The sequence below is a fragment of the Aestuariivirga litoralis genome, from assembly GCF_015714715.1.
Taxonomy (GTDB): Bacteria; Pseudomonadota; Alphaproteobacteria; order Rhizobiales; family Aestuariivirgaceae; genus Aestuariivirga; species Aestuariivirga litoralis_A.
This window is the reverse complement of record NZ_WAHS01000002.1, coordinates 76,959-98,586: the sequence shown is the minus strand read 5'-3', so window position 1 is coordinate 98,586 and position 21,628 is coordinate 76,959. Positions and strand designations below refer to the sequence as shown.

The following is a 21,628-nucleotide window of genomic DNA, read 5'->3' as shown; positions in this document are numbered from 1 at the left end:
TGAGGCTGGCTTCCCTGCATGGATTGGCTATGTGATGGCCAACAATTCGAACGGGGAAGCACCATGGCCAAACTCATTGACGGAAAAGCTTTTGCTGAGGGCTTGCGCAAGCGCATCGCCGGGGCGGTGAGCACGCTGAAGGCTGAGCACGGCCTCACCCCGGGCCTCGCCGTGGTGTTGGTTGGCGAAGACCCGGCGTCGAAAGTCTATGTGGCCAACAAGGCCAAGCAGACGGTCGAAGTGGGGATGAATTCGTGGGAGCACAAGCTGCCTGCCGATACATCCGAATCCGATCTCCTCGCGCTGGTGGACAAGCTGAACAAGGATTCGTCGGTGCATGGCATTCTCGTGCAGATGCCGCTGCCCAAGCAGATCGACTCAGCCAAGGTGCTGAACGCCATTGATCCGGCCAAGGATGTGGACGGGTTCCATGTGGTCAATGTGGGCCGCCTTTCCACCGGCCAGGAGGCGCTTGTCGCCTGCACGCCGACCGGCTGCGTGATGCTGGCCAAGGATGTGCTGGGTGATCTTTCCGGCATCAATGCCGTGGTGATCGGACGTTCCAACATCGTCGGCAAGCCGGTGGCGCAGCTGCTGCTGGCGGAGAATTGCACAGTGACCATTGCGCATTCGAAATCGAAGGATTTACCGTCCATCGTGCGGCAGGCCGATCTCGTCATCGCCGCCGTGGGCCGGCCCGAGATGGTGAAGGGCGACTGGATCAAGCCGGGTGCAACCGTGATTGACGTCGGCATCAACCGCATCGAACGCGACGGCAAGGCCAAGCTGGTCGGCGATTGTGATTTTGCATCCTGCGAAAAAGTGGCCGGAGCAATCACGCCCGTGCCCGGTGGTGTAGGCCCGATGACGATTGCCTGCCTGCTTTACAACACGGTGAAGGCTGCCAGCGCGATCAAAGGCATCAAAGCGCCGGCGATGTAAGCGCGAGGGGCAGTCGCATGCCCCTCCCTTTCACCCCGTCAACCCATACCGCACATGCCGTTCTCCCACTCGCATGGTGGGTGCTCCCCACCGGTGACACAGTATTTCTGGGTAATCGTGCACGTGAAGAGGCCGCCGGACCGCTTGCAGCTCGATCGGGCTGGCTCATAGCGCACATCTGAGCCATATAGCTGTTGAATTCGATTTACTACCTTCAATCCAGCAGTGTTGGCCGCCGCAAGTGTAGAGTTCTGATCTTTTCCGGCCGCGGTTTGTCTGATATAGCTGCAACCAGCAAATGCACTGCTGGCTGACAGCGTGACCGATAGCGCAACAGCCGCTGCCGATATTCCCCTTACATAGTTCATTGGATTGTGCTCCCGTCCATCGCTGCTAGCCCCCGGTGCACCACGCTGCACATTCGATCAATCGGTTTCAAGCAGAAATTGGGGTGGAACCGGAAGGCTTGCCGAAGCATGGTGCTGTTGAGGTTGGCGCAGTGCGCAGGATGCGGGTTGACTGGTCCGTGAACCTCGCGCAATCTCATCTGGCCAGGGGCTCTCCATCCAAGGGACGGCATATCGTGAAACACCTTCAATTGATTACGCGCGCTGCGGTCATTGCCGCAACGGCCTTTTGGCTCTCCGGTACGGCCATGGCTGTTTGCGGTTCTGTGTCGGCGTCCGGCACGGCTTCCAACCAGAACCAGGCACTGGCAATCGCCAATGCGCAGGGCCTCCAGGTCACCCGCAGCCTCGATGCCCAGTTTGGTGGGAACGTTAATTACAAGCCAGCGCAGTGGTCCTGCACCGTGAAGAACAACGGTGCAAGCACCACCTGCAAGATCACCCAAAGCTACTGCACCAGTGGTGGTGCCACGAATAATACGCCGTCATTCAATGTCGATCCCAATTCCTATCAATGCCGCAAATTGGACCGCAAGTGTAAGGCTGGCAATAACTCCGCCTGCGCCAAATATGAGAACACCTGTCAGAACGACTGACACGCGGTCTACGTCCCACGTCAATCACTGAGGTACCACGGTGATTGACGTGGGCAGCAACCGCATCGAGCGTGATGGCAAGGCCAAGCTGGTCGGCGATTGTGATTTTGCGTCTTGCGAGAAGGTTGCCGGTGCCACCACTCCGGTGGCCGGCGGCGTACGCCCCATGACCATCGCCTGCCTGCTATACAACACGGTGAAGGCAGGCAGTGCCCTCAAGCCCCGGCGATGTGATCTTATAAAAAGCCGATTCAATGGCGAGGCGCTGAACTGCGCCTCGCGATCTTTCGAAGATCAATTTATGATATTTTCAGTATTGCACTGGAAATCGCAGCCATCGCCACTGGTGGTATTGCCGTCATCACACTGCTCTCCGACATCCAGGACGCCGTTTCCACAGCTCTCGGTCTGGCAGTTCGAAGCGCAACCATCGCCGCCGACGGTGTTGCCGTCGTCGCATTGTTCACCAGCATCCAGCGCGCCATCGCCGCAGACGCCAGCTGGCACTGGAGCGGCAAGTGCGAGATTATGGAACACGGGCACATAGTTTTGCGGGTCGCGCGTACGATGAGTCTTGCGCAAGGAGTTCATGATGGCCGTGCCGGTGTAAATGCGGATACCAACATTGGCCTGGTTGATCTGGCTGTCACCAATGAGCGCATTGGCGAAGAGCGAGACATTTGAATCTTCAATCTTGTACTCCGCAGCAAGCGCTGCCAGCGGAACCTGATCAAGATAGTGGAAGCCCGCCGACAACATCAAATTGTCGGTGGCGTAGAAATTAAGGTCAACCTGACCAAAGAAATGCGAATTGTCCTGGTTCAGGACGATCATGCCACCCGACATCGTGGGATAATCGTACGACTCAAGGCCGCCGAGGCCCGTCAGGGTGACATCGCCCATATAGAGTTCAGCTTCCACGGCGGCGCGGTAAACATTGATGCCGTCCCAGGTGTGGGCGCTGCCATAGGCACCAAGGAGGTAAGTAGAAGGATCACGCAAGAAGAGATGTGCACCAGCGCCGCCCAGGAACTTGTTCTGGCGCATGCCCGCCGCGCCGTCGATCTGCAGCCCGAGGGTTTCACCGAGAGGCAAGGTGAAAGAACCAAGGCCAAGGAAATCGGCCTGATTGCCGTAGATGCCGCCTTCAATGCTAAATTTGCCGTTGGGCTCTGCCACCGCTGGTCCTGAAATATCTTCAGCCCAAACCGATGATGCGCCCTGAAGCGTGAGGCCAAAAAACAAGCCGGCAGAAATCGCAAGTTTGCGTGTGTTAAACATTGAAACACCCCTTCCGCATGGCCTCTTCCCCAGAGGCTCCGTCAAATCTTAAAAAAACCTTAATGAGGAATCGGTAATCCCAATAGCAACCATTGGTTGTAAACGTGAGATAGCCCCTAAATCTTCACCTAAGTCACTCAAAATGCACGGCAAGAAAAAGGCCCCGCCCAGAAACTGGGCAGGGCCTCCTCCGTTCATGGTCGCCGACTGGGGGCAGTAAAGCAAACCATGAGACCTCCCGGCCCCGGATCGTTCAGGCCGCGCGGCCGTAAAAGCCCACCTGTTCCTCTTTCGAAAACATCACTCCGGGCCGTTCAAAGTAAGAGAGAACTGCGATGTAGCGCTCATTCGGTCCGACGCATGGCGTCACCCGGTGCAGGGTGTTCACGCCGCGGAACACGTTCAATGTGCCGGCCGCCAATTTGAGAGAGCGCGTGTCATTGTCCTGGCCGCGCAGCACTTTGGCTACGCCTGCAAAATTCGGATCTTCTGCGGTGCGCAGGTCCTTGCGGTATTCGAAATCGCCACCGCTTGATGGTGCCTGCAGCAGCAGCGTGGTGGTGAATTCCGACCGGTCGAAATGCCAGTTCAGCGCTTCGCCATCGCGGTAACACATGACATTGGCGCGGGCCAATGGATCGCGCATGGGATAGAGCACGTTCTTGTTCATCACAGCGGCCAGAAACACCGCGAAATGCGGCCATTCATAGACCCACATCAAAGTGCTTTGCGGGATCTGGTCAGCGCATACCGTGTGGTTGATCGTGTCCACCATATTGAGGGCTGGGTGGCCAGCCTCGATGCCCGGCACGTCTTTCTTGAAATAAACATTGTGCCGGCGCTTGTGCACGAATGAGAGCGTTTCCATCACCGGGCGGATTTCGGTCATCGCCTTGGCCAAGGCCTCAGGCTTCATGAAGCCTTCGAGATTGAACATGCCTTCGCGATCAAGCTCTTGCTGGCAGTTTTTAACGAGGGCAGACCAAGCTGCAGTGCCTGGTTGATGCAGCGGATAACGAACGAGATCGAGGATGTCATGCATAGGGAGAGTCTCAACAGTTGGAGGCAACTTGCCATGTTTTAACTTGCTCACAACGGCGGAAATATTTAACCTGACTAAGAATTACTTAGCCATGCCCCTCACCCTTCCTCCCCTTAACGCCCTTCGGGCTTTCGAATGTGCGGCCCGCCACGGCAGCTATGTGGCAGCCGCCAAGGCGTTGCATATCAGTGCTGCTGCCGTCAGCCAGCATGTGCGCAATCTTGAAGGATTTCTGGGCAAGCAATTGTTCACCCGGCACAACAACCGCGTGGTGTTGACAGATGCGGGAGAAGAGATTTTCAAAACCGTGCATCAGGCGCTGGAACAAATCGCTGTATCGACAGCGCGGGCCATGGGCAGGCGGGTGCGCTCGCGGCTGCTGATCAGCGTATTGCCGTCGTTGGGGGAATTCTGGTTGATCCCGCGGCTTCAGGCCTTCTCTGAAATCTATCCGGATTTCCGGTTTGAACTGCGCGAGGAAAATGACCCCGTTAATTTTGCGCGTGACGACATTGACCTGCGCATGGCTTACGGCGCGAATTATTATCCCGAATTGACGGCTCACTTTCTGCTGCAGGATGAAGTGGTGCCGATGTGCGCGCCGGCCTATCTGGAACGCATCCAGTGCAAGCCTGAAGACTGGCTGCAAGCCATCCCCGATGAGGACTTCATCCACATCGATTGGGGCCCGGAATTCGGGTCGCGACCTTCATGGACTGATTGGCTCTTGCGCTTTGGCGCGGGCCGCAGTGTGCAATCTGTCGGCCATGTGGTCAGCCATTCCGGCCTGGCGCACGAATTGGCGGAGCGCGGGATTGGTGTGATCCTCGGGCAAAGGCTGACGGCCATCGAGGCGCTCAGCCAAGGGCGGCTCATCGTTCTTTCAGATCGTGGCTTGCCGCTCGGGCGCCGGCACGCCTTGGTGCATCCCAAGGCCAAAGCTGACAAACCGATGCTGCAGGAGCTTGTGCGTTTCCTGGGCGGCGGCCCGGCCTGACGCCAAGCTCAATTCATCTGTGTACTGATTAAAACGCCTCTGCCCTTGCCGTGGCCCAGGGGCGTTTCCACGGCTCGGGCACTTTTCCGTTCAGCAGGTCGCCATCGTGCACGGCCACAAACTGATTGGCCAGCGAGACGACTTTACCAGCACCGCCGCGCCGCAGGATGTGATGTGGCTTCAGATCCCTGGGAGAAGTGAGACCAGCCGCGGCCAGAAGCTCGGCCAGCGAATTGATTGTCTCGCGCTGGAAATTGGCCACGCGTGTGGCCTTGTCGCCGACCACGATGGCGCGCTGGCGCATCTTGTCTTGGGTGGCAACTCCGGTCGGGCAATGGCCGGTGTGGCAGGCTTGCGCCTGGATGCAGCCCACGGCGAACATGAAACCGCGCGCAGCGTTGCACCAATCAGCACCGAGGGCAAAGGCACGCGCCATATCGAAGCCGGTGATGATCTTGCCGGCACAACCGATCTTCACACGGTCGCGCAGACCTGCACCGACCAGTGCGGCATGCACGAAAGCCAGGCCGTCGCGCATGGGCATGCCGAGATTGTCCATGAACTCGGCAGGGGCCGCACCGGTGCCGCCTTCCTTGCCATCCACCACGATGAAATCCGGCGTGATCTTTGATTCAAGCATGGCCTTGATGATCGCAAGAAATTCCGTGCGGTGGCCGATGCAAAGCTTGAAGCCCACCGGCTTGCCGTGGGACAGCTTGCGCAACTGCTCGACGAACTGGATGAGGCCCATGGGGGTGGAGAAAGCGCTGTGGCTGGCGGGTGAGACGCAATCAACACCCTGCGCCACGCCGCGGATTTCTGCAATTTCGGCGGTCACCTTGGGGCCGGGCAGCACACCGCCATGGCCTGGCTTGGCACCCTGGCTCAGTTTGATCTCGATCATCCTGATCTGCGGATCGGCGGCGGTCTTGGCAAAATTCTCGGGCGAGAAAGAACCATCGGCATTGCGGCAGCCGAAATAGCCTGAACCGATTTCCCAGATCAGGTCGCCGCCACCTTCGCGGTGATAGGGGCTGACCGAACCTTCACCGGTATCATGCGCGAAGTTGCCCATCTTGGCGCCTTTGTTCAGCGCGCGGATGGCGTTGGCGGAAAGTGCGCCATAGCTCATGGCCGAGATGTTGAAGATCGAGGAATTGTAAGGCTGTGTGCAGGTTGGCCCGCCGATCATCACACGGAAAGGCTCATGCACCACGGGTGCGGGCATGATGGAATGCAACATCCATTCATAGCCGGCGGAATAGATGTCGGCATGGGTGCCGAAGGGGCGCTTGTCGAGCTGGCCCTTCGCACGTTGATAGACGATGGCGCGGCGCTCACGCGGAAACGGGCGGCCATCGGTATCAGCCTCGAAAAAATACTGGCGCAGCTCCGGCCGGATCATTTCCATCAGGAAGCGCATATGACCGATCAGCGGGTAGTTGCGCAGGATGGCATGGCGCGTCTGGATCATGTCATGCACGCCGACCACCACGGCCATAACCGCCAGAGCGAGCAGTGCGCCGAATTCCAGATACCAGGCCGGATTGAGAATCCAGCCTATTGCACAGAGCACGGCAAGCAGCGTCACGATGGTGAGGGTGAGATAACGTTTCTCCATCCCATAAAGCAGAAAGTTCATCCCTAAATTCCCCTGAGCCGAATCGGCTGCTGGCGCAGCATTGCAGCGCCTGCTTGCCGCAGGCTTATGACAATTCTTCACTCCAGAAAACATTTCAGCTAGAGAAATGGCTGTCTTTTCAATGTTTGTCTTCGCAGTTGCGAGAAGGAGTTCTCATGTCCCATCCTGATCTTCCGTCGTCTGGCATCCTTGCAGGCCGCGTGTGGCTGCCCAAGATCGGCCCGGCTGTGGTGAAGCTTGAAGGCGACAAGCTGGTGGATGTGACCAAGAGCTTTGCCACGATGCGCGATCTCTGCGAGGAGAAGAACCCGGCCAAGGTGTTGAAAGCTGCCAAGGGCAAGGTGATCGGGAAGGTCGCCGATGTTCTGGCCAATGCGGCCGAGAAAAAGCGCAAGAAGAACAAGCCGTGGCTTTTGTCTCCGATCGATCTGCAGGCCGTCAAGGCAGCTGGCGTGACCTTTGCCGCCTCGATGCTGGAGCGGGTAATCGAAGAGCGCACGCGCGGCGATGCTTCGGCGGCTGCAAGCGTGCGCGGCACGATCAATGATCTGGTGGGCGGAGACCTGCGCGCCATCAAGCCGGGCTCCGACAAGGCGGCGGCGTTGAAAGCCGCACTCATCAAGGCCAATGCCTGGAGCCAATATCTCGAAGTGGGTATCGGGCCCGATGCGGAGATTTTCACCAAGGCTCCCGTGCTCTCATCGGTCGCGCACAACATGGAAGTGGGCATTCACCCGAAATCATCGTGGAATAATCCCGAGCCTGAAATTGTGATGGTGGTTTCATCCACAGGAAAAATCGTCGGCGCGACTCTGGGCAATGACGTGAACCTGCGTGACTTCGAAGGCCGCTCGGCACTGCTGCTCGGCAAGGCCAAGGACAACAATGCTTCGGCATCGCTGGGGCCGTTCATCCGGTTTTTCGACAAATCCTTCTCGCTGGATGATGTGCGCAAATCCGAACTGGCGATGAAAGTTTCCGGCAAAGACGGTTTCGTGATGGAGGGCCATTCCAACATGGCCCTGATCAGCCGCGACCCGCAGGAGATCGTGGCCAATGCCATCAATGAACATCATCAATATCCGGATGGTCTGGTGGTCTATCTCGGCACGATGTTTGCGCCCACTGATGACCGTGGTGAAAAGGGCAAGGGCTTCACCCATCATGTAGGCGATGTGGTGGAAATATCGACACCGCTTCTGGGTGTTTTGCGCAACCGCGTGGTCTATACCAACAAGGCTCCGAAGTGGAATTTCGGCCTTGCTGATTTCATGCGCAACATAGCGAAGCGCAAGCTGCTCTAAGCTTCGTCGGGATCAATCTCACGCAGCGGAACGCGCCTCAGCTTGTTCTCGTAAGTTCCGAAGACATGGTCCCAAAAGCCTGTAATCACACCGAAATTTCGGTCCGAATTTCCGTGATGATGAATGGCGTGGAGGCGCTTCCAATAGCGCATGATGGCCCATTGGTTTTGCGAGTGATGCACCATTTCATGCACAGCACCGAACATCACGTAGCCCGTCAAGAAGCCAGCGAACCAACCGAGCGAAATGTAAAATCCAAAGAGGAGCCAAACCGGCACGAAGCCAAAGGCGTAGAAGAAGGCAAATGAGAAAACCGTCGGGGAAGCGATCATCGCCCGCGGTGCTTCATGATGCGCGGTGTGCTGATCGGAGAACCAGGGCAAATGATGCAGCGCGTAACGGTGCAATACATATTCTGCCAGAGTCCAGCAGGCGAGTCCGACGATAAACAGGCCCATGGCGGTGTACCAATGAAGGCCCTGCGCGCCCCAGATGATAGAGCCCAGGATGATCGGCGGAAATGCAAAATAATCGAGATGGAATGCCACCGGCGACATGCGCACGGTGAACAATGCGAGGAAAACTTCCTTAGCGAGGCTGTAACTGTCACGCAGGCGTTCGGAAGCAAGCAATGGCATTTTCACGCACCCATTTCGCCCGGCAGGCATGACAATCTTATGACGAACACAGTCTCACTACAACGCCCAAGATTGAAGGGGGTTCCTTCCAACGCCTTGAACTAGCCGACGAAGGCGCGTTCGATCACGAAGCTTCCCGGGTCGGCGAGTGAGCCTTCGACGAAGCCCCTGGCTTCCAGCAGCGCCTTCATATCCTTGATCATCGCCATCGAGCCGCACATCATCAACCGGTCTTCTTGCGGGTTGAGCGCGGCGATGCCCATCGTTGTGAACAGTCCACCATTCTCGATCAGCGTGGTGATGCGGCCCATCTGGGCGGTTTTCTCGCGCGTGGTGGAGGCAAAATGAAAGAGCTGCTTCGCGGCCTGCTCGCCCACCAGCGGATCGTTCTTGCTCACTTCAACAGTGTCAAAGCCATATTTCAGTTCGGCCGCATCGCGGCAGGTATGGGCGAGGATGACGGTTTCGAATTTTTCATATGTTTCGGGATCGCGCATCACCGAGGCGAAGGGCGCCACACCGGTGCCGGTGGAAATCATGAACAGGCGCTTGCCGGGCAACAGCGCATCATGCACCAAGGTGCCGGTGGTTTTCTGGCGCATCAAAATCGTGTCGCCGACCTTGATGTTCTGCAGATGCGAGGTGAGCGGGCCGTCCTGAACCTTGATGGAATAGAATTCCAGGCTTTCATCCCACGATGGGCTGGCCACCGAATAGGCGCGCATCAGGTTTTTGCCGTTGATGGGCAGGCCGATCATCACGAACTCGCCGGAGCGGAAACGGAAGCTTTGTGGGCGGGTAATGCGGAAACGGAACAGCCGGTCGGTATAGTGCTGGATCTCCAGCACTTTTTCCTCGAAAAGACCCTGCGAATTCAATGTCATAATCTAACTCGTTCGTTTTATAGAACGCTTGATACAGATTTCCGAACAATAATTCAAGTTCGCTGTGCATTGACCAATCTTCAGAACAAAGGCAGTTAATGCGGGAGGCGGATAATCAGGGGAGATGAGGCATATGCGGTTTTTGAAATCAATGATGGTTGCGGCAGCTCTGGTGGCGGGTGCTGTATCGGCGCAGGCGGCACAATGCGGCAATGCTGCAGGTGGCTTCGAGGCCTGGAAAGTGGCCTTTGCGCCGGAAGCCAAGGCGGCAGGCGTTGGCCCGCGCGGGCTTTCAGCATTGGCCGGCACGCATTATGCCACCAAGACGATCTATGCGGATCGCAACCAGCACAGCTTTCATCTTTCCCTCGGTGAATTCATGAGCAAGCGCGGCTCCGGTGCCATCGTGGCGCGCGGACGTGGTCTCAAGAAGGCCAATGCCGCCTTGTTTGCTTCAATCGAAGCAACTTATGGCGTGCCCGCTGGCCCGATCATTGCGATCTGGGGCATGGAGACTGGCTTTGGTGCCGTGACCGGCAACCAGAACACTATCTCGGCCGTGGCCTCTTTGGCCTATGATTGCCGCCGTCATGACTTTTTCACCGAGCAGGCAATTGCCGCTTTGAAGCTGGTGGACAAGGGTGTGCTGTCGGCCAATTCCGTGGGTGCGATGCATGGTGAAGTGGGCCAGACGCAATTCATGCCGAAGAACATCTTTGCCTATGGCACCGGTGGTTCGCTGTCCAACAAGGAAACCGCCTTGCGGTCCACCGCCAACTTCCTGCGCGGCCATGGCTGGAAGCGCGGTGCTGGCTATCAGCCGGGCCAGCCGAATTTCTCAGCTATCCAAGGCTGGAATGCGGCTTCGGTCTATCAGCAGGCGCTGGCCATTATGGGTAAGCAGATCGACGGTAACTAAAACCGGCTGCGGTGGTTGCTGAGCGCCGCTTCATAGCGGCCCAGATATTCCGCCGCGTAAGCCACGTAGTCGACGCCTGGGGCATTGAGGAACAGTTCCGAGATCATGCCCCAGGTGGCTTCACGCAAAGCCGCCCCCACTTTCATGGCTGAGAAGGCGCGTGCCAGGGCCTCATCCGGCTTCCCCTCAAAATAACGCTCCAGCATTTGCGCTTCGAGATTGTCGTCGAAGGAATTGGCGGCTGCGATGTTGGCGAGATCAAACATCGCCGTGCCGAAGGCTCCATATTCCCAGTCAATCAGCCAGATGCGCTTGCCATCGTGCATGAAGTTGGTGGGGAGCAAGTCATGATGCCCGAAGATGATGGGCAACGGCACTTGCTCGGCTTCCAACTGGTCCACCACTTTCAGCCATGACGCCACTTCACCTGCGCGCGCATGATTTTTTGCAATCAGCGTTGCGCCATAGTCGCGGATGATCTGGAACACCCAGAAGATGGCCCCCTGGCCGAGCACGCGGCGGGGCATCTCGTGATGGCAGCGCTTGATGATATCGACGCAGGGTTGCCAGTTCGCCCGCACATCCACCTCGGCATAAGTTTTAGCCTCGATGAAGCGCAGCACAGTGACGCCGGGGGCAGCGTAAACCAGTTCGGGTGAAAGGCCTGCCTCAAAGGCGGCGCGCGAGGCGATGGCTTCGCGGGCGCGTGAAACTTGATGGAAGGGATAGTCGTCGCCAAAGCGCGCAACGTAAGTGCTGCTTTGATCTTTCACCTTGAAGCCATGGTTGGACACACCACCGGACAGTGGCTCAACTTCAAGTGCGCCTTGCCAAATCGGCAGGCTGTGCAGGCGTGTCATATGGTCGCTCAAGATATTCTCCTGTCGCAATGAAAGACAGGAGAATGGGCAAAGTCAATGCGATGGCGCATCTGTCATGCGGCGCTGCAACACTCCATTTGGTTGACCGCATGATGAGCAAGTCATAGTCTGGAATCGCTCTAAAGGATTGAAATGATGCGCTATATACAGCCGGGAACAGCGAAAGAGGCGGCCACTTTGCTGGCCAAGGAAAAAGGCAAAGCTTTTGTGCTTGCCGGGGGTACGGACCTGCTGGTGAAGATGAAGGCCGGCATGCTGGAGCCGGATCTGATTGTCGATATCAAGGCGATCAAGGGCATCAAGGAAATCAAGAAATCGGCATCCAGTTTTGTGATCGGTGCTGCTGTGCCTTGCGCCGCACTCACTGAGAACAAGGATCTGGTGAAGGCCTGGCCCGGCGTGGTCGAAGGTGCAAGCCTCATTGGTTCGAAGCAGGTTCAAGGCCGCTGCACGATGGCTGGCAATCTCTGCAATGCCTCGCCCGCCGCAGACAGCGTGCCAGGCCTGATGGCTGCGGGTGCGAAAGTTGTGATCACCAGCGCCAAGGGTTCGCGCAAACTGGCGGTGGAAGATGTGCCCGCTGGCGTGGGCCGCACCAATCTGAAGAAAGGCGAATTCATCACTGCGATTGAATTACCGAAGAAGGCGGCGCGGTCGGGCGATGCCTATCTGCGTTTCATTCCGCGCACCGAAATGGATATTGCCGTTGTGTCTTGTGCGGTGAACCTGACGCTCGATGCCAAGGGTGTGATCACCTCTGCCCGCGTGGCACTGGGTGCGGTGGCAATCACTGCTATCCTGGTGAAAGATGCCGCCAAGGCGATCATCGGCACCAAGCTGGATGACGAAGCCAAGGCCAAGCTTGCTGCGGCCTGTTCCGCAGCCTGCAAACCGATTGATGACAAGCGCGGCACAGTTGAGTTCCGCACCGAAGTGGCAGGCGTGCTGGCGCGCCGCGCTGCTGAAATTGCCTTTAGCCGCGCAGGAGGAAAATAATGGGAGCTCATGTTCAAACCACCGTCAATGGTGACCCGGTCGAATTCACCTGCGCTGAAGATGAAGTGCTGCTCGATGTGCTGCGCAACCGCTTGGGGCTCACGGGCGCCAAGGAAGGCTGCGGCACGGGCGATTGCGGCGCGTGCTCGGTGATCCTCGATGGCCGTCTCGTCTGCTCATGCCTGGTGCTAGGTGCGGAGATGGATGGCAAGTCGGTTGAGACCATCGAAGGCATGGCCGATGGGGCGAAGCTGCATCCGCTGCAGCAGAACTTCATTGATGGCGCTGCCCTTCAATGCGGCATCTGCACGCCGGGCATTTTGATGGCGGCCAAGGCGCTGCTGACCAAGAACCCTGATCCATCGGAAGAAGAAATCCGGTTCGGTCTCGCCGGCAATCTCTGCCGCTGCACCGGCTATGACAAGATCGTGCGCGCCGTTCAGGCCGCTGCCAAAGAAATGAGGGCTTGAGCCATGGCTGCTGACAATATTGGTCCGATGAATCCCGACCGCGTCGAAAAGCAATTCAAGGTGATCGGCACCCGCCCGCGCCGCCCTGATGGTGTGGACAAGGTGACGGGCCGCGCCCGCTATGGTGCGGATTACAACATGCCGGGGCAACTCGTCGGCCTGGTGCTGCGTTCACCGCATGCCCATGCGCAGATCGTGAAGATCGACACGTCAAAGGCCGAGAAGCTGGCGGGTGTAAAAGCCGTCATCACCTCGAAGGATCTGCCCGATCTCACCGATGGCGATCGTGGGCTGCTCGACATTCTGGAAAACTGCATGGCGCGCCAGAAGGCTCTCTATGATGGCCATGCTGTTGCTGCCGTGGCTGCGATTGACGCCACCACCGCGCGCAAAGCGTTGAAGCTGATTGAAGTCACCTACAAGCAATTGCCGCATGTGACCGACGTGGATGAGGCGCTGGCCAAAGGTGCCCCCGTCATTCACGCGCATATTTTCACCGAAGGCCTGCCGGAGCAGCCCAGCGTTGCCAGCAACCAGAACAAATATTCCGAATATGGCCATGGCGATGTGGAAGCGGGTTTTGCTGAAGCCGATGTGGTGATCAGCCGTTCGTATAAAACCGAGCAGACGCATCAGGGTTATATCGAGCCGCATTCAGTGACTGCATCGGTCTCACCCGATGGAATGGCTGAAATGTGGGTCTGCACCCAAGGCCATTTCGTGTACCGCAACCAGTGCGCATCTTTGCTGGGCCTTGATGCCAACAAGCTGCGCGTGACCTCGTCGGAAATCGGTGGCGGCTTCGGCGGCAAGACGCATGTATGGGCTGAACCGCTCGCACTCGCTCTGTCACGCAAGGCCAACCGCCCTGTGAAGTTGACGATGACGCGTGATGAAGTGTTCCGTTGCACCGGGCCAACCTCTTCGACGTCCATCGACGTGAAGATCGGCGCCAAGAAGGACGGCACCATCACTGCGGCCTGGGCCGAGCTGCGCTATCAGGGCGGGGCGTTCCCGTCGAACTGGGCCGAATTCGGCGCGATGACCGCCTTTGCCTGCTACGATTTGAAGAATGTGAAAACGGTGGCCAAGGACGTGATCGTCAACCGCCCGAAATGCGCCGCTTACCGCGCACCTTCAGCCCCGGCTGCGGCCTTCGCGATTGAAAGCACGGTGGAGGAACTTTCTGAAAAGATCGGCATGGACCCGATTGATTTCCGTATCAAGAATGCGGCGAAGGAGGGCACACGCTCGTCTTACGGCCCAGTCTATGGCCCCATCGGCATTGGCCCCACGCTGCAGGCCGCCAAGAATCATCCGCATATGAAGGCGCCTCTGGGCAAGAACCAGGGCCGCGGCATGGCTTGCGGTTTCTGGTTCAATTTCGGCGGCCAGACCTGCATTGATCTCAATGTCACGCCCGATGGTTTTGTGACTGTGGCACAGGGCACGATTGACGTGGGCGGCTCACGTGCCGCCATCGCCATGGCTGTCGCCGAAGAACTGGGCGTGCCTTATGAGTCCGTGCGTTCCATCGTGGCTGATACGTCTTCGCTCGGTCATAATGACATGACCGATGGCAGCCGTGGCACATTCTCCAGCTCGATGGCCGCCGTGTTCGCGGCGCGCAACGCCATCACGGTGCTGCGTGAGCGCGCCGCCAAGATCTGGGAAATTCCGCTTGAAGAAGTGGAATGGAAAGACGGTGGCGCCCATGCCAAGGGCGTGCATCACGGCAACCGCGCGCCTTTGTCGCTGAAGGAAATCGCTGCACAGGCGTCGAGCACCGGCGGGCCTGTCGCCGGCCATGCCGAAATCTCGGCCGATAATGCCGGCGTGTCCTTCGCCACGCATATTGCCGATATCGAGGTTGATCCGGAAACCGGCCGCAGTCTCGTCAAGCGCTACACAGTGATTCAAGACGCTGGCAAGGCGCTGCATCCGGCTTACGTGGAAGGCCAGTATCAGGGCGGTGCCGCGCAGGGCATCGGCTGGGCGCTGAACGAGGAATATGTTTACGGAAAGGATGGCCGCCTGCAGAATGCCGGCTTCCTCGATTACCGCATTCCCGTCTGTTCGGACTTGCCCTTCATTGACACGCAGATTTTGGAAATCCCCAATCCGCATCACCCCTACGGCGTGCGCGGCGTGGGCGAAACCTCGATCGTGCCGCCGCTGGCTGCTTTGGCGATCGCGATGAGCAATGCCACCGGCGTACGCCAGACGCATCTGCCAATGTCGCCACCGCGCGTGCTGAAATCACTGAAGGCCCACAAGAAGGGGTGAGCGTCCACAAAATCCATCTCTGGGGTGCGCTCCGTCCGCTGGTAGGCGGAGCGGAGACGCTAGAGGTGCAGGCCAGCACCATCCGTGAGCTGTTCCGCAAGCTCATCGACGCGCATCCCGGTATGGAGCCGCATATTAAGCGCGGGGTGGCCGTTTCGATCAATGGCAAGATTTACCGGGACAAGTGGGAAACGGAACTGCCCGCAGGTGCGGAGATTTACCTGATGCCCCGGGTGCCGGGGGGCTGAAGAAGCGTTGAAGGATTTCACTCCCCGCCTTGGGAGGGATCAGCTACACTTTGCTGCATGACAACATTTGCCGCCTCGCTCGCTGAAGAACTGCAATCCATCAAGGACCAATCATTGTGGAAAGTGGAGCGCGAGATTGTCTCTTCGCAATCCGCGCACATCGCCGTCACCGGCAGGGATGACGTTCTCAATTTCTGCGCCAATAATTATCTGGGCCTGGCCAATCACCCGGCACTGATTGCCGCCGCCAAGGATGCGTTGGACTCACACGGCTTCGGCATGGCTTCGGTGCGGTTCATTTGCGGCACGACTGATCTGCACAAGCAACTGGAGGCGCGCATCGCCTCCTATCTCGGCATGGCAGACTCGATCCTGTTTGCCGCCTGCTTTGATGCCAATGGCGCGGTGTTTGAGCCTTTGTTCGGCGAACAGGATGCGATCATTTCCGATGCGCTGAACCATGCTTCGATCATTGACGGCATCCGCCTCTCCAAGGCCAAGCGCTTCCGCTATGCCAACAATGATATGAATGATCTTGAGGCCAAGCTGAAGGAAGCCAAGGCCGCCAATGCGCGCCGCATCGTGATCGCCACTGATGGCGTGTTCTCGATGGATGGCTTCTTCGCCGATCTCAAAACCGTGCGCGCGCTGGCTGATAAATATGATGCGCTGATTATGGTGGATGATTGCCACGCCACGGGCTTCACGGGGCCGAAGGGTGCGGGCACGCCGGCCCGCGCGGGGATCAAGGTTGATATTCTTACTGGCACTTTGGGCAAGGCTTTGGGCGGCTCGGCGGGCGGATACATCGCCGCCGCGCAGCCGATCATTGATCTGATGCGCCAAAGGGCGCGGCCCTATCTATTTTCCAATTCATTGCCGCCGCCCATCGTGGCCGCCAGCCTGAAGGCGATTGATCTCGCCGAAGAGGGCGATGATCTGCGCAAGCAATTGTTCGCCAATGCCGCGCAGTTCCGCCAGACAATGACGGCAGCGGGTTTCACGCTGCAGCCGGGCGAGCATCCGATCATTCCGGTGATGCTGGGCGAGGCCAAGCTGGCGCAGGATATGGCGCGCGAGCTTTATGCCGAGGGCGTTTATGTCACCGGCTTTTTCTATCCGGTGGTGCCGCAGGGCAAGGCGCGCATCCGCACGCAAATGTCTGCCGCGCATTCGGCCCGCGATGTTGAAACGGCCGCCAACGCCTTCATCAAGGTGGGCCGCAAGTTGAAGATGATTGCATGAGAGCTCTGGTCAAAGCCGAACGCGCTGAAGGCCTCGTCATGCGCGATGAGCCCAGGCCCGAAATGGGCGTGGATGACATTATCATCCAGGTGGCCAAGACCGGCATTTGCGGCACTGATCTGCACATCTGGAAATGGGATGAGTGGGCGCAGAAAACCATTCCGGTGCCGATGGTGGTGGGCCATGAATTTGCGGGGCGGGTTGTCGACATTGGCAGCCATGTGCGCAGCGTGAAAGTGGGTGACCGGGTTTCGGGCGAGGGCCATCTGATCGGCATGAAAAGCCGCATGGCGCGTGCGGGGCATTTCCATCTTGATCCCGAGACGAAGGGCGTAGGCGTCAACGTGCCCGGCGCCTTTGCGGAATATCTGAAAATCCCGGCCTTCAATGCGATCCATCTGCCACCGGAAGTGGATGACGAGATTGGCGCCATTCTCGACCCGCTGGGCAATGCAGTGCACACAGCCTTGTCGTTTGATCTGATCGGTGAAGATGTGCTGATCACCGGCGCTGGCCCCATCGGCATCATGGCCGCTGCCGTCTGCCGCCATGTGGGTGCGCGGCATATCGTGGTGACTGACGTGAATGACTACCGGCTGGAGCTTTGCAATCAGGTCACCGATGCCGTCACGGTCAATGTGAGCCGTGAAAATCTGCGCGATGTGATGGCCAAGCTGCACATGCATGAGGGTTTCGATATTGGGCTTGAAATGTCGGGAGCACCCCAGGCTTTCGACCAGATGGTCGATCACATGATCATGGGCGGCAAGATCGCCATGCTGGGCATTCCTGCCAAGGCCACGCCGGTGGACTGGAACCGGGTGATCTTCAAGTCACTCACCATCAAGGGCATCTATGGCCGCGAAATGTTCGAGACCTGGTACAAGATGATCGCCATGCTGCAGTCAGGCCTCGACGTGCGCAAGGTGATCACCCACCGGATGAAGGCGGCGGATTATGCGCAGGGCTTTGCGCTGATGAAGCAGGGCGCTTGCGGCAAGGTGGTTCTCGACTGGGCGTAAACGTGTCATGCTTCGCGCATGAAGCCGCAATTTCCTGAGTTCAATCCGCCCACCGATGCGCAGAAGCGCAAGGCCGTGAAGCCTGTCATCTGCTATGCAGTGGATGATCTGCCGAAGCCTGATCTCTCCTCCTACCGCGCAGCGCGCGAGGGTTGGACAAAGACAAGCGAAGTGCTGGTGCCGCCGCGCGATGCCAAATCATTTGAAGTTCCAGCGGGGCATTTCTTTCGCATTGTCTCGGTAGAAGGCCCGCAAGTCGGTGATCTCAATTTGTGGGCCAAGGGGAATCATGCGGAGCGGTTTTTCTCCGGCAAGACGCGCGCGCTGCATGGCACGCATGTTTCAACCGGCGACAGATTGTGGAGCAATCTGCCGTATCTGCGCCCCATCGCCACCATCACCGAAGACACGCTGGATTGGTACGGCTTCGATGAATTCGGCGGCAGCGTGCATGATGTGATCGGCACGCGCTGTGATCCCTATACGCACAAATTGTTGGCGGGTGGCGACTATCACCATTGCTGCCATTCCAACCTCACGCGCGCCTTCGCGTCAGCAACGGGCCGCACCCAAGCGTCGGCGGAGCCCTTCGTGCACGACGTGCTGAATGTGTTCATGTGCACCGGCTTCACGCGCGACACCGGGCAATATTTCATGAAGGCCACGCCGGCGCGGCCGGGTGACTATCTTGAATGCTTCGCGGAGATTGATCTGCTGGCTGCGCTGTCGGCCTGCCCGGGCGGTGATTGCGGTGACGAGCATTCGAGTGACAAGTCTGCCTGCCATCCGCTGCTGGTGGAAATTTACGCGCCGCCAGCTGCGCCGAAAGGCTGGACCCCGCCGCCCGTCAGCAATTATCTTGGTATCAAGGATGGGTTGTTACCCTAAAGGCTGTTTGGGAAGCCGAACTCTTTCGACTCCTCCGGCGTCAGCGCGCGGCCATGCTTGGCGGCAATCGCTGCTCCATTCGTTCCGTAATAACCCGGCGTGGAATCCGAGGTGCCTGCACCCGACATATTGTGGCCGGTGTTCAGGAGATAAATGGCAAGGGGTTGTTCAATATTATGAATGGACGTCCCACTGGCCGACAGCGCTTCGCGGACTTGATGATGGCCGGTGTTTTTCACAAGACGGAGCCATCCTCTCGGAAGCGTGCTTTGGGGTGAAAGCGAAAACACCCAGGAACTGCCGCAGAAGGAATCAAAATGCGAAATTTTGATCAACTCACTCGGACAAAGTGCCACTTTTTTTGTCGCATCGTCCATGACGAAACCGGATGACAAGGCGTAGGCGCAGGAAAAGGGAAGCGCCTTGATTGTTTCGACCAGGCGATTGCTGACGAGATCATCCGCATCGAGAAACATCAGGTGACGCGCTGAAATTCTCATGGCCTCATCGGTCAAGCGCATACGGCGCGCATATGCATCTTGTATGGCCAGCGTGTGGGTGTTTTTATAGGCGCTTGGCGGGCGGCCTGCACCATAGAGCAAGATCCGCACTTTCGGATGCCGCGCCTCGGGGAGATCAATTTCGTCTTCCGTGCAAATGATGATCCGGAAATCAGGGTCTGTTTGACCCAGTGTAGAGCGCAACGTTGCCTGAAGCTTTGAGAGGATTTGATCCCAATCCTTGGCCCGCTTGCGGGGAATGAGAGGAATCGCGATGACGAAAGTTCCTTCAGCCGAAGTCTTATTCCATTTTGCAAGGAGGCGCGAAAATAACCTCATGATGATCCATTCCGCTTTGGCATCAAGAACGGGCTGGTGTTTTGATCAAGCGCGAATTCCCTGATTTGCCTGCGCGTCATCGGGTGGCCATAGGTGGCTGGAACGGTTGACGCGTAAACTGCAAATTTCTTGAAGGGACTATCGGGCGTTCCTTCGTTCGACATGTTCACGCCCGAGTTCAGCATGTAGATCACGAGGCGTTCCCTGACCTGCAAAAAGGGGTGCGCGTTTTCGCGCATCAGATTGCTCACCAATTTATGCCTTTGTTCAACCATGGCCTCAGGCCAGGGCTGCGGCAATGCTGGATCCTGCGCAAGCGTGAATACATGCCCGCTGCCGCAAAATTCTTCAAAGCTTCCCACACCAATCCGCGCGCTGGGGCAGGGATAGATTTTCCTGGTTTGAAAATCCATCACGTGACCGCGGGTGAAAGCATAGCCAGATGCGGATGGAAGAACGTTGATCGTGTGGACGAGATGACGGCTGACCAGATCGTCAGCATCCAGAATCATCACATGAGTGCCGCCGGCGTCCTTGGCCTTTTGCGTTAAGAACTGACGTCTGTTCTGGTGATCCAGGAATGACGTGGCGTGGAGCAATTCTGTGCCGGCTTTGGGCGGTTGCGTGGCGAAATATGCGATGGTGACTTTTGGGTGCCGGGCTTCGGGAATATCAATCTGGTCTTCCGCCGCGACGATGATCTGAAAATTGGGATCAATCTGGTTCAAGGCCGAGCGCAATGTGGCACCCAGCAATTCCATGGTCCGGTTCCAATCCACCGCTCGATGTTTCGGAATGAGGGGAATTGCAAAAATGAAAAGGCCCGGCTTTGTCTTTCCAAACAACCTCCTGAACCACGCCATCCTTCGTCCCCGTCACGCGGCCTGAACGGCCCGGCCCACCTTTACGATCCGTGACATAGAGGCTGCAAGCCTGATCACAGGCGGGCGGCGGCGCATTTGGCATAGCGGCGGTCCACGCTGGTGGCGTAGGAGGCTGTCGTCATCTTGTGTGAGAGCTTTGGGCTGGCCAGGTCGATCCCGGGCAATTCCGCATAGGGTGCGGGCTGGCCCGTTTGACGCAAATAGAGGCCCTTCACCGCAATGAAAGTCTGGGTCAGTGCGAAAGCATCGTCCTTTTCCTGCAGCAGGTCGCTTCGAATCAGCTTGTCCGAAAGCCCTAGCGCATTGGTGGATGAGAGGCTGCGCAACGCGGATTCGGAACTGCTGACCGCGGCTTGCGCCGTGCCGTTCTTGTCATAGATCAGCAGGTCACCATCGCGGGCCAGTTTCTGTTTGGCCAGCGTGGCGATGATATGCTGGAAGGATGCATTGCGGCTGGAATAGCGGCCGGCATTGAAGTCTGCAAAGCGGAAGATTTTGCGGTTGTAGCCGGTCTCGTAGCCCAGCAGCTGGCGCACGCCGTAATACATGCCGCCGCGCCTTGTGTAGAGTTCGTCACGCACGGCATAGACATCGCTCAGCGTCATCGGCAGATAGCGGCGCTTCCTGGCTTCATCCAATGCGAAATGCACCGAGACCTGCATGGAGCCTACGGTGGAAATATTGTTGCGTTCCTCAATTGCTCTATTGAGCAAGCCGCTTTGAACCACGAATGACATGTTGCTGGCTGTGCCGAAATCATTGACCAGGGCGCGGTAGGTGAGATCAAGGTCCTGCTCGGTCTTGGCGATGCGAATGCGTTGCAGATAGCTGGTGCCTCCTGCGGGATGCGAGTCCAGCCAGTCCATCACATAGGTGGACAGGAACGGCACGTGGCCGAATTTCTCGCGCAGGGATTTCTCCGCCAGTCGTCCAAGGCCCGGCACTGTGGGGTTCGCAATGAAATTTGACTCCTGATCGATCACCGCGATGACCGCGCAAACATTCTCGCGGTTGGCGGGGATGGATTGGGCTTTCAGCACATCGATCAGATCGGCGGCCCAGCCGTCTGGATCAGTGACGCCGGGTCTTGCATGCTTGATCAGGATATAGGCTTCACCCGGTGTGAGGTCGGCGGCTAGGGCAGTGCCGCCCAGACCGGAAAACACCAGAAATGCCATCATCCACCGCAACATGGCTTGCAGAATAGGGCGGTTTGT

At 58.0% G+C, this 21,628-nt stretch carries 21 protein-coding genes and 1 pseudogene; 13 read left to right on the top strand and 9 right to left on the bottom strand.

All coding sequences use genetic code 11. The features are described 5' to 3' along the window. The first annotated feature begins 63 nt into the window (after positions 1–63). The 3 genes and pseudogenes from folD to F8B91_RS12090 all read left to right on the top strand — a co-directional run. Entirely contained in the window at positions 64–942 is an 879-nt protein-coding gene (gene folD / locus F8B91_RS12100; RefSeq protein WP_196504086.1) for a bifunctional methylenetetrahydrofolate dehydrogenase/methenyltetrahydrofolate cyclohydrolase FolD, read from the top strand. Positions 943–1,525: 583 nt separating this feature from the next. Next, a complete protein-coding gene (locus F8B91_RS12095) occupies positions 1,526–1,945 on the top strand; it encodes a hypothetical protein (RefSeq protein WP_196504085.1) in 420 nt (139 codons plus the stop codon). Between the two features lie 31 nt (positions 1,946–1,976). Next, positions 1,977–2,165 (top strand): annotated as a pseudogene (locus F8B91_RS12090) (bifunctional methylenetetrahydrofolate dehydrogenase/methenyltetrahydrofolate cyclohydrolase); the annotation flags it as partial. A 74-nt stretch (positions 2,166–2,239) separates the two neighbouring features. Here F8B91_RS12090 and F8B91_RS12085 read toward each other — a convergent pair. After that, the gene (locus F8B91_RS12085) at positions 2,240–3,226 is read right to left on the bottom strand and encodes a DUF4215 domain-containing protein (protein WP_196504084.1); all 987 of its coding nucleotides are present in this window, start codon (positions 3,224–3,226) and stop codon (positions 2,240–2,242) included. Positions 3,227–3,479: 253 nt separating this feature from the next. After that, the gene (locus F8B91_RS12080; RefSeq protein WP_196504083.1) at positions 3,480–4,268 is read right to left on the bottom strand and encodes a HalD/BesD family halogenase; all 789 of its coding nucleotides are present in this window, start codon (positions 4,266–4,268) and stop codon (positions 3,480–3,482) included. Between the two features lie 91 nt (positions 4,269–4,359). Here F8B91_RS12080 and F8B91_RS12075 point away from each other — a divergent pair, with 91 nt between their 5' ends. After that, positions 4,360–5,265 (top strand): LysR substrate-binding domain-containing protein, encoded by a 906-nt coding sequence (locus F8B91_RS12075; RefSeq protein WP_196504082.1) that lies wholly within the window; start codon positions 4,360–4,362, stop codon positions 5,263–5,265. Between the two features lie 28 nt (positions 5,266–5,293). Here the strand turns inward: F8B91_RS12075 and F8B91_RS12070 are convergent, their stop codons facing one another. Further along, positions 5,294–6,907 (bottom strand): FMN-binding glutamate synthase family protein, encoded by a 1,614-nt coding sequence (locus tag F8B91_RS12070; protein WP_196504081.1) that lies wholly within the window; start codon positions 6,905–6,907, stop codon positions 5,294–5,296. Between the two features lie 155 nt (positions 6,908–7,062). Here F8B91_RS12070 and F8B91_RS12065 point away from each other — a divergent pair, with 155 nt between their 5' ends. Then, positions 7,063–8,211, top strand: a complete 1,149-nt coding sequence (locus F8B91_RS12065; protein WP_196504080.1) for a fumarylacetoacetate hydrolase family protein — start codon at positions 7,063–7,065, stop codon at positions 8,209–8,211. On the opposite strand, the gene F8B91_RS12060 is transcribed toward F8B91_RS12065, so the two are convergent. Further along, entirely contained in the window at positions 8,208–8,849 is a 642-nt protein-coding gene (locus F8B91_RS12060; RefSeq protein ID WP_196504079.1) for a sterol desaturase family protein, read from the bottom strand. The two genes, F8B91_RS12065 and F8B91_RS12060, sit on opposite strands and share 4 nt — an antisense overlap. Before the next feature lie 101 nt (positions 8,850–8,950). Next, complete coding sequence (locus F8B91_RS12055; protein WP_196504078.1) at positions 8,951–9,733, bottom strand: ferredoxin--NADP reductase; 783 nt, start codon at positions 9,731–9,733, stop codon at positions 8,951–8,953. Positions 9,734–9,866: 133 nt separating this feature from the next. Here F8B91_RS12055 and F8B91_RS12050 point away from each other — a divergent pair, with 133 nt between their 5' ends. Then, positions 9,867–10,652: a lytic murein transglycosylase gene (locus F8B91_RS12050; protein ID WP_432432041.1), complete on the top strand. Its 786-nt coding sequence runs from the start codon at positions 9,867–9,869 to the stop codon at positions 10,650–10,652. Here F8B91_RS12050 and F8B91_RS12045 read toward each other — a convergent pair. Further along, complete coding sequence (locus F8B91_RS12045) at positions 10,649–11,524, bottom strand: choline/ethanolamine kinase family protein (protein ID WP_196504077.1); 876 nt, start codon at positions 11,522–11,524, stop codon at positions 10,649–10,651. The two genes, F8B91_RS12050 and F8B91_RS12045, sit on opposite strands and share 4 nt — an antisense overlap. A 144-nt stretch (positions 11,525–11,668) precedes the next feature. Between F8B91_RS12045 and F8B91_RS12040 the strand changes: the two genes are divergently transcribed. The 7 genes from F8B91_RS12040 to F8B91_RS12010 are packed head-to-tail and all read left to right on the top strand — an operon-like array spanning position 11,669 to position 18,688. Next, entirely contained in the window at positions 11,669–12,529 is an 861-nt protein-coding gene (locus F8B91_RS12040) for an FAD binding domain-containing protein (RefSeq protein ID WP_196504971.1), read from the top strand. Beyond that, positions 12,529–12,999, top strand: coding sequence for a (2Fe-2S)-binding protein (locus F8B91_RS12035; RefSeq protein WP_210324391.1), 471 nt, complete (start codon positions 12,529–12,531; stop codon positions 12,997–12,999). Before F8B91_RS12040 ends, F8B91_RS12035 begins: the two co-directional genes overlap by 1 nt. A gap of 3 nt (positions 13,000–13,002) precedes the next feature. Continuing rightward, on the top strand, positions 13,003–15,285 hold the full coding sequence (locus F8B91_RS12030; protein ID WP_246715243.1) for a xanthine dehydrogenase family protein molybdopterin-binding subunit: 2,283 nt from the start codon (positions 13,003–13,005) through the stop codon (positions 15,283–15,285). Further along, entirely contained in the window at positions 15,282–15,533 is a 252-nt protein-coding gene (locus tag F8B91_RS12025; RefSeq protein ID WP_196504076.1) for a MoaD/ThiS family protein, read from the top strand. The genes F8B91_RS12030 and F8B91_RS12025 overlap by 4 nt, the downstream gene beginning before the upstream one ends. A 57-nt stretch (positions 15,534–15,590) precedes the next feature. After that, the gene (locus F8B91_RS12020) at positions 15,591–16,778 is read left to right on the top strand and encodes a glycine C-acetyltransferase (protein ID WP_196504075.1); all 1,188 of its coding nucleotides are present in this window, start codon (positions 15,591–15,593) and stop codon (positions 16,776–16,778) included. Beyond that, complete coding sequence (gene tdh, locus F8B91_RS12015) at positions 16,775–17,800, top strand: L-threonine 3-dehydrogenase (protein ID WP_196504074.1); 1,026 nt, start codon at positions 16,775–16,777, stop codon at positions 17,798–17,800. Before F8B91_RS12020 ends, tdh begins: the two co-directional genes overlap by 4 nt. A gap of 18 nt (positions 17,801–17,818) precedes the next feature. Then, positions 17,819–18,688, top strand: coding sequence for an urea carboxylase-associated family protein (locus F8B91_RS12010; protein ID WP_196504073.1), 870 nt, complete (start codon positions 17,819–17,821; stop codon positions 18,686–18,688). Here F8B91_RS12010 and F8B91_RS12005 read toward each other — a convergent pair. The 3 genes from F8B91_RS12005 to F8B91_RS11995 form a co-directional block, all read right to left on the bottom strand. After that, positions 18,685–19,527, bottom strand: a complete 843-nt coding sequence (locus F8B91_RS12005; RefSeq protein WP_196504072.1) for a glycosyltransferase family A protein — start codon at positions 19,525–19,527, stop codon at positions 18,685–18,687. The two genes, F8B91_RS12010 and F8B91_RS12005, sit on opposite strands and share 4 nt — an antisense overlap. Next, positions 19,524–20,255, bottom strand: a complete 732-nt coding sequence (locus F8B91_RS12000; protein WP_196504071.1) for a hypothetical protein — start codon at positions 20,253–20,255, stop codon at positions 19,524–19,526. Before F8B91_RS12000 ends, F8B91_RS12005 begins: the two co-directional genes overlap by 4 nt. A gap of 209 nt (positions 20,256–20,464) precedes the next feature. After that, complete coding sequence (locus tag F8B91_RS11995) at positions 20,465–21,592, bottom strand: DUF1615 family protein (protein WP_196504070.1); 1,128 nt, start codon at positions 21,590–21,592, stop codon at positions 20,465–20,467. Positions 21,593–21,628: the final 36 nt, after the last annotated feature.